Origin of the sequence: Cetobacterium sp., assembly GCF_051653945.1 — a bacterium.
Taxonomy (GTDB): Bacteria; Fusobacteriota; Fusobacteriia; order Fusobacteriales; family Fusobacteriaceae; genus Cetobacterium_A.
The window spans coordinates 1-9,837 of record NZ_JBOFXD010000038.1; the positions used below are offsets into that span (position 1 = coordinate 1).

13 protein-coding genes and 1 riboswitch are annotated in these 9,837 nt (G+C 24.4%); of the genes, 5 read left to right on the top strand and 8 right to left on the bottom strand.

The genetic code is table 11. The features are described from left to right. Positions 1 to 93: 93 nt before the first annotated feature. Positions 94 to 169, bottom strand: a riboswitch (cyclic di-GMP riboswitch). A gap of 377 nt (positions 170 to 546) precedes the next feature. Then, a complete protein-coding gene (locus ACRC8M_RS03840; protein WP_438527933.1) occupies positions 547 to 1,818 on the top strand; it encodes a hypothetical protein in 1,272 nt (423 codons plus the stop codon). Positions 1,819 to 1,871: 53 nt separating this feature from the next. Here the strand turns inward: ACRC8M_RS03840 and ACRC8M_RS03845 are convergent, their stop codons facing one another. The 6 genes from ACRC8M_RS03845 to ACRC8M_RS03870 form a co-directional block, all read right to left on the bottom strand. After that, positions 1,872 to 2,579 carry a hypothetical protein gene (locus tag ACRC8M_RS03845; protein WP_438527934.1) on the bottom strand — a complete coding sequence of 236 codons (708 nt, stop codon included), beginning with the start codon at positions 2,577 to 2,579 and terminating at the stop codon, positions 1,872 to 1,874. Between the two features lie 30 nt (positions 2,580 to 2,609). Further along, positions 2,610 to 3,734 (bottom strand): GTPase, encoded by a 1,125-nt coding sequence (locus tag ACRC8M_RS03850; protein WP_438527935.1) that lies wholly within the window; start codon positions 3,732 to 3,734, stop codon positions 2,610 to 2,612. Positions 3,735 to 3,752: 18 nt separating this feature from the next. Next, on the bottom strand, positions 3,753 to 4,952 hold the full coding sequence (locus ACRC8M_RS03855; RefSeq protein ID WP_438527936.1) for a GTPase: 1,200 nt from the start codon (positions 4,950 to 4,952) through the stop codon (positions 3,753 to 3,755). Positions 4,953 to 5,107: 155 nt separating this feature from the next. After that, on the bottom strand, positions 5,108 to 5,326 hold the full coding sequence (locus ACRC8M_RS03860; protein ID WP_438527937.1) for a hypothetical protein: 219 nt from the start codon (positions 5,324 to 5,326) through the stop codon (positions 5,108 to 5,110). A 46-nt stretch (positions 5,327 to 5,372) separates the two neighbouring features. Further along, positions 5,373 to 6,203, bottom strand: coding sequence for a WYL domain-containing protein (locus ACRC8M_RS03865; RefSeq protein ID WP_438527938.1), 831 nt, complete (start codon positions 6,201 to 6,203; stop codon positions 5,373 to 5,375). Between the two features lie 183 nt (positions 6,204 to 6,386). After that, complete coding sequence (locus ACRC8M_RS03870; RefSeq protein WP_438527939.1) at positions 6,387 to 6,596, bottom strand: hypothetical protein; 210 nt, start codon at positions 6,594 to 6,596, stop codon at positions 6,387 to 6,389. 494 nt (positions 6,597 to 7,090) lie between these two features. On the opposite strand from ACRC8M_RS03870, the gene ACRC8M_RS03875 reads away from it, so the two are divergent. From ACRC8M_RS03875 to ACRC8M_RS03890, 4 genes are all read left to right on the top strand, one after another. Next, positions 7,091 to 7,240, top strand: a complete 150-nt coding sequence (locus ACRC8M_RS03875) for a hypothetical protein (protein WP_438527940.1) — start codon at positions 7,091 to 7,093, stop codon at positions 7,238 to 7,240. A 400-nt stretch (positions 7,241 to 7,640) separates the two neighbouring features. Continuing rightward, positions 7,641 to 7,988, top strand: a complete 348-nt coding sequence (locus tag ACRC8M_RS03880; RefSeq protein WP_438527941.1) for a hypothetical protein — start codon at positions 7,641 to 7,643, stop codon at positions 7,986 to 7,988. 108 nt (positions 7,989 to 8,096) lie between these two features. Next, positions 8,097 to 8,618, top strand: a complete 522-nt coding sequence (locus tag ACRC8M_RS03885) for a hypothetical protein (protein ID WP_438527942.1) — start codon at positions 8,097 to 8,099, stop codon at positions 8,616 to 8,618. 53 nt (positions 8,619 to 8,671) lie between these two features. Next, entirely contained in the window at positions 8,672 to 8,959 is a 288-nt protein-coding gene (locus ACRC8M_RS03890; RefSeq protein ID WP_438527943.1) for a hypothetical protein, read from the top strand. Here ACRC8M_RS03890 and ACRC8M_RS03895 read toward each other — a convergent pair. Together ACRC8M_RS03895 and ACRC8M_RS03900 are read right to left on the bottom strand one after the other, a co-directional pair. After that, positions 8,908 to 9,111 (bottom strand): transposase, encoded by a 204-nt coding sequence (locus ACRC8M_RS03895; protein WP_438527945.1) that lies wholly within the window; start codon positions 9,109 to 9,111, stop codon positions 8,908 to 8,910. The two genes, ACRC8M_RS03890 and ACRC8M_RS03895, sit on opposite strands and share 52 nt — an antisense overlap. Positions 9,112 to 9,450: 339 nt before the next feature. Then, positions 9,451 to 9,837, bottom strand: a 387-nt coding sequence (locus ACRC8M_RS03900) for an RNA-guided endonuclease InsQ/TnpB family protein (RefSeq protein WP_438527944.1), incomplete at its 5' end; no start/stop codon positions are given.

Below are 9,837 nucleotides of genomic sequence, written 5' to 3' on the forward strand. Positions count from 1 at the left end.
CAGTTGTTAGCTTAATTACTGAACTTATATTCAATTATAAAAGCAAAAAAAAAGAGCTCCTAATCCAATACAAAAAATCTTTGTAGCAGAATCAAGTGCAACTGGCTGCCATTTTACAGGCCCTTTAGCTTTGGGTCGTATAGTTTCCCATATTTTGCTAATAGTAATAAGTTATTATTATGTTATTTTACTATATATTTTATATTTTGAAAATTTGAAAAATTTGTAAATCTTTTTTTTATTTTTTCCAATTCTGTAAAAGATAAATCTTTTAATAGTTACGGTATTTTAGTTTTTGGGCAAAATATGGTATAATAGTATGTAAAATAAAGGTGTATAAAAAACAATGAAGGCATATAATTTAACTTTTACATATACTACTGGAGTGAGTTCATTTAATTTCTAAATACTATAAAGTTTATAAATAAAGGAGAGTAGATTAAAATTGGGAAAAGTATAAATTCAACGCATTTTAAAGTTATAGAATGTATAAAAAATGGGTATCATATTCCTGCTCAAATAGCAAGATTATTAGATGTTTCTCAGATGAAAGTATATAGACATATTCGTGACTTGGAAAACTTTCTTAATGAAACTGATATCTCTAAAATTCAAACAAAATTATCACAAGATACAAACTTAGAAATATCGTTAAAAAATAGGCAAGAGTTCATGGCAGATGAAAGAAAAATGTTTATAATTTTAAAGTTTGTAGAAATGGATATAATTAATATTTCTAATTTAAATAAAGAGTTATCAGTTACGAGAAGAACTTTGTCCAATGATTTATATAGTTTGGGAATATTATTAGAAAAATACAACTTAAAATTAATATCTTTAAATGGGCACGGGGTAAGTTTGGAAGGAGAAGAAGTAGACAAAAGAAAAATTTTTCATAAATATTCGTTAAAATTGATAATCGAATGGAAATATTTGCCATCTAAATTTTTGGATTTTTTTATTAAACCTCAGCAAATAATAAAGTCTAAAAATATTGATTTTACTATTTATCAACTATTAAAATCTGCAAATTTATTGGAAATATCATCAGTTTTAAAGTTTTGGATAAGTTCTTTAGTATTTATATCAATCGTTAGAGAAAACTATAAAGATAATAGTTTACAAAGTAATATAAAGACTACTTTTAATGAAATCGATAGTATTTTTAATGAAAGTTATTCATTAACGAATTATGAAAAAGAAAAAATTGATTCTATTTTTTTAAAGAAAATATGGTTAAAAGAAAAGCAAGATTTAAATGTTTTAATTCAAAATTTTGAAAAGAAATTAGGTTTAGAACTGTTGTTGACAGAGAATGAGAGTTATAATTTCAATTCTATATTAATAACAATTGCGATAAAAAACCACCTTAAAATAAAAGAGTTAAATTTTTTTAATATTAACTCAATAATAGAAAAAAGTATTGAATTTAAAAAATTAGAAAAATTAATAGAAAAAAATTTAATTAATTCTGATAATTCTGAAAATTTAAATTTTTTATATTTACTGATTGATTTATTGAATAAAAGATTAAAATCATTATTAGAAAATAAAGAAAAAATAGTATTTTTATACCATTCCCTTTCAAAAAATTTGATTAAAAACGCATGTGAAATTTTAGAGTTAAAAAATTGCTGTGAGATAGTTTCAGCCTTTGAATTTGATAGATATGTAGATAACCATATTGTAACAGCTATTATTTTACTAGAAGATATCTATTTAGATAAAAAATATAAAAAAATTAAAAAAATAAGATTTGACTGTCCAATTTATAAATTGGAAAGACTATTGCTGTATAAATTTATTGATAAAAAATAGAGAAAATCTAAAAAAAATAGAACCCCTAATAGAATAAGGGTTCTTTTATTATTTTAAATATTTTTTTTATTTATCATATCTTTTTTTAAATAATATCCACCATAAATTTTATCTAATTCTATTCCAGCTTTAGTAACTCCATAGAGTACACTTGTCTTAAGAGAAGTCTCTAGTAAGAATTTTCCACCTTTTTCAAAAATTTTTGATATAACTTTATTTTGTATCTTGTCTATTGGATTCATACAAAGAGAAGTAGCACTATATACTGTTTTTCCAGTTTTAATTTTTGAACTATGTTTATCCATAATTTCTTCAATCTCTTCTTTTGCATCCATAAGACGCATTAAATGACAAATTTTCACATCTCTTAAATTTTTTATTTCATATTTGTTCTCTAAAGCTTCCAAGAAAAAATTAGTTATTTCTGAATTTAATTTTAATAACTCATAAAAAGTTAATTCATAATGAGGGTATTTTGATTTAGGATTATATTTTGAAGAAATATTTTTTGCAATATCAAAAGATAATTCTTTAAATTTTTGAAAATTTCCCTCCAAAGTTGTTTCCTTATTTTCTAATAAAGCTTTTTTTCTAGCTTCATGAATAATTTGGTTTATTTCTTTACTTATTTCATTTTTATTAAATTCATTTTTTAATCTTTTTTTTAATTGTCTTTTGCTGTTTATTCTTAAATACAAATTGTAAGCAGCACATAAACATCCAAATATAACTAGTGTTGTAAGCATACCCATATAAAACATTTTTATCAATTTCTCCATTTCTAATAATTTTTAATAATAATTTTTAATATCCTCTATATTCCCGCAATTTGGACATTTATTTTTTTTAGCTAATGAAACTTTCAACTTAGAATTACAATTTGGACAAATTATTATAGCTGAACCTTTAGACACTATATTATCTTTTATATGATTTTCTAATTGTTTTAAATCTTGTTCAATTTTTATAAAACTTTCTTCTACATGACTTTTCAATCTCTTTTTTAAAGTAAAATAATCCACTATACCACTTATTATAGTTAATGGAAGAAGTGGTGTAGTTAAAAAATCTAATATCACTATTAGTGTATAAGCCGCTGCCCTTCCAATGGAAGCAGAGGAATAGTCTTCTGCTTTAATATTTAAGTTATTTAATCCATATAATTCAAGAATTTTACCTAACTCCTCATTTAGTTTCTTAGGGATAATTTCTTCTACTACTTTTCTTAATTCGATATTATATTTATCAGTATCATATTCTCCGTCTTCTATATTTTTTATAATATGCTTTTTTTGTTCTTCCAACTCTTGTAGAGTTTTTTCTATTAAATAAGCAGGAACAAAATTTACCAACTTATTTATATAATTCATATAAATAAGTTTTTCTACACACTCTTTTCCAAAACTTTCTACTTTACCAGCAAAAGTTTCTTCCTCTATACTTCCAACTTCAACAAACCTCATATCCTTATCAATCATCTTCAATTGATCTTTTAATGCATTTTTTTCATCCTCACTAGCTATATCCGATTTTGTAAGAACTATAATAGGAAAATGCTTTTCTCTCCAAAGTAAATCTATAATTTCTTTTTCTGCATCTTCTAATCTAGCAGACTTAGCTGAAAGACAATAAAAAATAGCGTCAAAATATCCTTTTATAGGTAAATCTATGTTTTCTTTTTTTATGTTATTCAAACAATTCCCAAGCATTTCTGTCCATTCTCTACTTTTATTTGCTTCTAATCCCCAAGTATCATATAAATAATAATCTTTCATGTATTCTTTTCTAAATACTCCCTCAGATGTTACAGGCTTTCCTGTCCCCGTTTCACAAAGCTCCTTTCCATCAAAAAGATAATTTATAAAACTACTTTTTCCTACTCCTGATTTTCCAATTATTAATACTTCTTTTCTCATACTTATTCCCCCCTATGCTTATCTTTGTCCTAATTTGTCAAATTGATTTTTGAAAACACTTAAAAACATCTCAGTTGTTGGTCCATTTAAAAATGCTGTTTTTTTAGTGTTATTAATTTCATCCTCTTTCATCTTGTAACATATAGTTGAAACTGTATATCCTAAAGTCTTTGTAAATGTTGCCGCTACAGCTCCATTTATCATCCCTCCAGCTACAGAACCTAAACCAGAAAAAAACTTCATTGCTTGTCCTAAAGCAAATTTTGCAGCCATTTTTCCACCTTGCTGCATTAAACCTTGTAATCCAATAGCTTGAATAATTCCCTTAATTCCTGACTCTTGTTCTTCTAATTCATAAACACATATTATTCTTGATATCATTGCAACTTGACTTGCTAAAAGAAGTGGTGCATCTGAAAAAGGAATTGGTGAAAATCCTACAATTGCATTTCCACTTGCATGTTGATTTACGATTCTAGTTGCTTCTTCCTCTTTAACTTTTAAAGAACATCTTTGTTCTCTTACAAAGGCAAGTCTTAAATTTTCATCTGTTATATTTTCAGTTGTAAACTTTAATAGATTCTCTAATTCTAAATATCCATATTCCTTATTAGTTTTTGGATTTTGAATTTTTATATAATTTGTTGTCACTAAAAAAGACTCTACTCCACATTCAGCTTTTACTGTTGTCTTCATCTCTTGAGCTTTTGTTGGATTTGACTTATCTGCTTGTGTTAATACAACGTGAACTGGAATATTGTAAGATTTAATTTTGCCTATTATTTCCTTATCATAATCTGTTATTCTACTATTAGGAGTTGATATACAATACCAAACTGTACAGATTCCTTCACTTTCAATAGTTGAGATAATGTTTGAATTAAAATGCTCTAATTTATCTTCTCCTATTTCATACCCCTCTGAATCATAGATAATTATATCTCTTCCTGGAATTTCAAACTTTTCTATTCCTCTAGATGTTGGTACTCCGTGTCCTACTTTAGCTACATCTTTTCCAAAAACTACATTTATAAGTGAGCTTTTTCCTACTCCTGTTCCCCCAATAAGCATTATTTTAGCTTTCTTTAAATTTGCTTTAGTTTTTTTTATCTCACTCTCTAATTCATCTTCTAAATTTGGTATGTCTACAAACTCATTACTATCAAAGTTATAATCTTCATCGAAATTTTCAAACTCACTATATTTTTTGTTTATCATTTTTTTAATCCTCCCTAATTTTTAATTAATTTTGTTATATTTAAATTTAATTGTACTTACATAAAATAATTATCAATTTCTTTTTCATTTTTTACTATATTCAAATCTTTGAGCCGAGTTCAAAGAATATGAAAATACCAGTATTGAAATATCATCTAAAGATTTATAAGTTTTATATCTCTATCAAATTCTTTTGGAGAGTTTGCAATAGTATTTATAAATCTTTCAAAATTTTCTATAATTTTAGCTGTATATTCTCTGGTCTCAAAGATTTTTATTGCAGAATTATTAGTTTCTTCTAATATTTCGTTGTATTTTTTTTCTACATTCTCTAATATCTTTAACGCATCGCTTTTTACATCTATATTGAACATTAAACTCCTCCCATTTTTATTTTTAAGTAGTTATCCAATTGATAGTTTAAATTTTATATACTTCTATCATTTTTCTAATTTTCTTTTTCATTTTCTCTCTTAAACTTAAAGGTTCTAATATCTCCACCATCTCCATAAATCCAGCAAAATAAAGCATTGCTTGGTAATAGTTGGCTTCAAAAATATATATATCACCTTCTATCCCTTTAAGTTTAGGTCTATTACTTATAACTTGCTTATAATATTTTTCACCTTCTGGTGTAAATTTTACTTTCACTTCGTTACCAAAAGAAAGAAAAGGATTAAAATTTTCTTTTAAATCTTTAATGTATTTTTCATCAAAAGGTTCTCTATTTAAGTTAGTTATGACAACATTACTAATATTTTTTACCCTATAATTAACTATTTTCTCCTTATAATAGCTATAGCTCACTAAATAGTTTCTATTCTCTTTCTCTAAAGAGGCTATAAAATATGGATCTAAAATATCATCTCTATTTTTAAACTTAATCTCTATTCTTTTGTTATTTTCTATTGCTACCTCTACATGTTCTAAATGCTCTTTAAAAACTATTAACTCTCTTTCATAAGAACTTTTCATAGTATATTCTGTTATCAATTGTCGAAAAAAATCTGCCTTTTTTAGTTTTTTATTTTCTAAAGTATCAAATTTTATAAAGTTTTCTTTGCTTAAAGTAAATTGAAGAAGTTCAGTATCCTCTTTATAAACTGATTTTGATTTCTCTTCACTATAATCAAAATTCATATTTTTGTATATTACGTTATAGTGCTTATTTTCATTAATTTCAAAATCTTCCTGATCTCGTTTTAAAATCAAAGCTATATTCTTTGGAACTGTGACTCTTAACTTTATCATTCTCCACCCCTATAATTTGTTCTATCTATATATTTTTTACTACACTTTACATAATTTTACAATATTTTTTTTGATTTTAAGCAAATAATTGCATTTTTATTGCAATTTATGTTTTGTTTTTTATCAAAATCATCTAATTTATTTTAAAAATCAAGTGTTTTTTTAGTTTTAATTTTTTTTCTTTCATTTCACTATATCTTCTATTGAAGTTTTTCTATCTATTAATTTGTTCTCAACAATACCCATATTTTTCTCTACACTTTTTAAGATTTCAACATAATTAACTGTAAAATTATGCATCATTAAACTACTAATGCCGAAAGTTGAAGCTACACCTAAACTTAAAATCAAAACTGTTTTAAGAATTTTTTCATTAAATTTTAAAATTTTCATACTTTTATTCCTTCAATTTGATTTTTAAATTTGTTCTATTGACTTTAGTTTTATAACATTTTAAAGTATTTATCAATACTTTTTTAACTCTACTTTCCTAATTTGTTCTATATTTTTACTAGATTTTCTTTTAAAATGAATGCTTTTAATTTTAAATTTTGTAGCAACTTTTTTAGTCAATTTTAAAGCTTATCATAAGTTAAATAGTTCCTAATATTAAGGTTAAAAAAATTTCCTACAAATCTATAAAAAATCTCTTTTGTTTATGCAGTTTAACAGAAAAAATTATGGTCCAAATTTAAATTCTTTGAAGAAAAAAGATTGTTATGATTTATAAAATGATGTAATAATATCTTAAGTAGAACAACTCAAAAAATTTCAATCTATTGAAATAAGAAAGTGAATTAATTAATAATAATGGCACTATTGAGACTTATTGGAGTAATTCTATTTTTTATATTAATACTTATAAACCTATTAGAAGGAGGAATCTAATGATTATTTTACTCATAATTTTGTTAGTAGCACTTATTCCTATATTACTTTTCTTACTTGGAGCTGTGGCTGTATTATTTGGAGCTCTATTAACATATTTAATTCCATTTTTAGTAGCAATAATATTTCTTGGTATAGTTTTTAGCTAGATATATATAGGGAAATTAAGAAGAGTCTATAAATTTGATAATAAATTTATCCAAAAATTAAATCATTGTATATAGTTGTTTTTTATTATATATATTGTTATGTACAAAAAAAGTGGCAAAAAAATCACTCGAAATCACTCACATAGAGACATTTTTCAAGATATTTTTATGTTCAATATGAAATGATAAAAAAATAACAAAAGATATTAATTTAAAAGATATTTTTTTATAATTCATCATTCAATATTGAGTCTAAAAGTATATGAGGAAAATATATATATTGATGAAAAATTAATAAAAAATAAAGGATTAACAAGAGTTAACTTAAATATTGTTCAGTATCCTATATTTAGTAAAAACACAAAAAGAAAAGTTAATCAGATAATTAAGGATTATTTTAATGGTAGCAGGAGATTATATTCTTGGTGAAACAGAAGAGAAAGTATTCATAGCTTTAATGAAGATTATGAAGCAAAAGGGGATGCCGAGAAAATTTATAATAATAGTAACAGAATTAAAGAAACATTTAAATTTAAATACAACTAGATATGGAAATATTGTAAAAAATGCATTACTAAGATTATCGTCAACGAACTATAATTTTAAAAATACAATGTATTCATATGATATCAAAGGAACTTTAAAAGAAGAAATTAGTATTCCTATTTTAACATTGAGAATTCTTAGTTCAAAATTGAAAGAAAATAAAAAAATTAAAGAAGATATAGGAGATAAAAGAAATATATGAAATTGAAATTTCTAAAATTTTTTATAAAATATAATAACTAGAGTCTATTTAGTATATAATTCAGATGTTTTACTTGAAATAGCAACTTCTACAGCAAGAACTATATATATGCTAATTGAAAAGTTAAGATTTGATAAAACTTTTCTAAAAATAGATACACTATATCTAATTAGAAGAATTCATTTAAAATTAGATAAAAAAAATGTAACCCAAACAATAAAAACTTTAGAGAAAAGTTTTGAAGAATTAATGAAAAAGAACTTGATTGAAAATTTTAAGATAATCAAAGAGAGTACTTGGGAAAAATCTGAAATAGAGATTTACTTTTTTGATTTTTTAGTTGATCATAAACAAGAAAGATTTTATGATGATTTTAACGACTTCAAAAAATTATCAACAGCTTTAACTATAAGTGAAATGGAACATGATGAGACAGATTTAGATAATCAACAAGATGAAACTGTTACCAAAGAAATAGATTTAAATCTAGTTCCTGAAATATTAGGTATGATGTCTGAAAAAGTAAAAAAATTAAAAACTATGCCAAAAACTATAAAAAAATCGTTAGAAATTTATGATAAAGAAAAAGTAAGAGTAGCAGTTATATATATGAATAAACAAAAAAATTAACAAGCCCAAGAGCATAATTTTTAAAGTGTTTAGAAAATAATTGGGAAAATGATATGTTGGTTGATAATACTGAAAATAAGCAAGTAATTTTAAAAGATAATATTGAAGAAGCTATCGTTATAGGTAATTCAAAAGAGAATAAGCAAAATGAAATTATTGAATTATTTTATAAACTTTCAGTTGAAGAACAAGAAAATATAAAAAAATGTGGTCAAGAAACAAAAATACAAAAGATGGTTTTTAAAACTGGTAAAAATTCATTAATATCAGATTATCTAATAGAAAAAGATTATTTCAATAGACAAAAAGTTGATTTAGTTGAAAAAAATAAATCAAGATGAGCATTAATCTCAGAAATAGTCATTCTACGCCCATACATAGAGATAAATTTATCTTCAATATCAAAGATATCTCTAGAATATTTAGGAACAACTGTTGGTTCAAACTGCCCCTCTCTATCCCTAGGAATATCAACTTGAAGGTTTACACAAATATTTAATTAGACCCAAATAAAGAATTAAGGTTATATTAAATTATTTTCATATCTTCTAAAATAAAGTCTTGTGATTGAATATTTTGAAAGATTTTAATCTTTAATTGTTTCAACAGATGATGATATCAATGAAGAAATTTTTTTAATCCTTTAAGTTTAGCTGTTTTTGCTTTTAATAAAGAAGGGATTTTAAAAGAGGATCAAATTATAGTAATTCCTCCAAATATTCTATGTGAACTACCACCGCCCTAATAGAGGGCGGGGCTTCGTGGGAAGTATCTGACTCATGTCGGATATATCAATCACGCTCTGCGGGTAGTTCCTACCCTGATATATGCTTTAATAGGCTAGTAGACTTCTACCAACCTCACGAATATTTATACTTGCATTTAGATCTCTATCTATCTCCAATTTACACTCATCGCATTTGTAAACTCTTGACGATAGTGGCAATTCAGTTTTTATTGTACCACAAAAAGAACAAGTTTTTGATGATGGAAACCATTTATCAATCTTAATTACTTGTTTACCTAAAAACATAGCTTTGTATTGAAGCATAACTGTGAACATTCCCCAAGAGTTATCAGAAACAGATTTACCAAAATTCAATGCTTGACTCATACCTTTCATATTCAGGTCTTCTAGTATTATTGCATTATATTTATTTACAAGTTCATGCGACAGTTTGTGTAAAAAGTCTTTTCTACTATTTTTAATAGATTGATG